Source organism: Lysobacter sp. 1R34A (genome assembly GCF_051217035.1).
Taxonomy (GTDB): domain Bacteria; phylum Pseudomonadota; class Gammaproteobacteria; order Xanthomonadales; family Xanthomonadaceae; genus Lysobacter.
On record NZ_JBPKJP010000207.1, the window covers coordinates 1 to 1,170 of the forward strand.

Sequence of the window (1,170 nt, forward strand, 5' to 3'; positions counted from 1 at the left end):
GCGCCGCCCGGCGCCAGCGCGGCACGCAGCGGCCGCAGCAGCGCCGCGAGCGCCAGCGGCGCGAGCATCAACAAGGCGAGCGCGCCGACGCCCTTGGTGATGGTGCCCATGCCGGCGGCGAACCAGCCCAGCACCCACCAACGCCAGGCCGGGCCGGTCAGCAGATGGCGCAACAGGCCGTAGTTGGCCAGGGTGATCCAGAACACCACCAGCGGATCGATCTGCGCCTTCTTCGACTGGTAGACGAAGTGCACGGTGAGCAGCAGCGCCCAGCCGGCGTAATAGCCGACCCGCGGCGTCCACAGGCGCCGGCCGAGGTCGACCACGCACCACAAGGTGCCCAGCGCGGCCAGCAGCGACGGCAGCAGGAAGGCGACCCGCCACTGGCCGGTGGCCAGATACGACAGCGCCTGCATCCACATGAAGAACGGCGGCTTGTCCGAGTACAGCTCGCCGCCGCGGTGCGGGAACAGCCATTGGCCGCTCTCGATCATCTGCGTCGCGACCAGGGCGAAACGCGGTTCGTCGGCGGGCCAGGGATCGCGCAGGCCGAGTCCGGCCCCGAGCACCAGCCAGGCGACGATCCAGAACAACCAGGCAGGGCGGGAACGGGCGCTGTCGAACATGCGCGGGCCTTTGAACGTGCGCGAATGATAAGCGGCCGGCCGCATCCGGTGGAGGGGCCGCGGTTCAATCCGGGCCAGCGCTCACCCTTGGCTCAACCCTTGCGCAGGCGCGCGTAGAAAAATCCGTCGCCGCCGCCGTCGCCCGGCAAGCGCTGGCGGCCGACCTCGCGGTCGTGGCCGAACTGCGCCGGCAAGGGCTCGGCGCGCCCATCGGCGGTGCGGGCCAGGAACTCGCGCACCTGGCCCTCGTTCTCTTCGGCCAGGATCGAGCAGGTCGCGTACACCAGCACGCCGCCGGGCGCGACCGTGCGCCACAGCGCATCGAGCAGGCCGGCCTGCATCACCCTCAAGGCAGCGAGGTCGGATTCGCGCCGATGCAGGACCACGTCGGGTTGGCGGCGGACGATGCCGGTCGCCGAACACGGCGCGTCCAGCAGCACCGCATCGAAGGGTTCGCCGTCCCACCACGCCGGCAGGTCGGCGGCGTCGGCCGCGCGCAGTTCGGCGCACTCGGCCAGGCCCAGCCGGGCCAGGCCGCTGCGCA

1 protein-coding gene and 1 pseudogene are annotated in these 1,170 nt (G+C 72.1%); both read right to left on the minus strand.

Annotation, left to right across the window (positions count from 1 at the left end):
- Nucleotides 1-626 (minus strand): ArnT family glycosyltransferase (locus tag ACSAMQ_RS20560; RefSeq protein ID WP_435397435.1); only part of this gene is annotated, 626 nt, incomplete at its 3' end.
- 92 nt (nt 627-718) lie between these two features.
- Nucleotides 719-1,170 (minus strand): annotated as a pseudogene (locus tag ACSAMQ_RS20565) (16S rRNA (cytosine(967)-C(5))-methyltransferase RsmB); the annotation flags it as partial.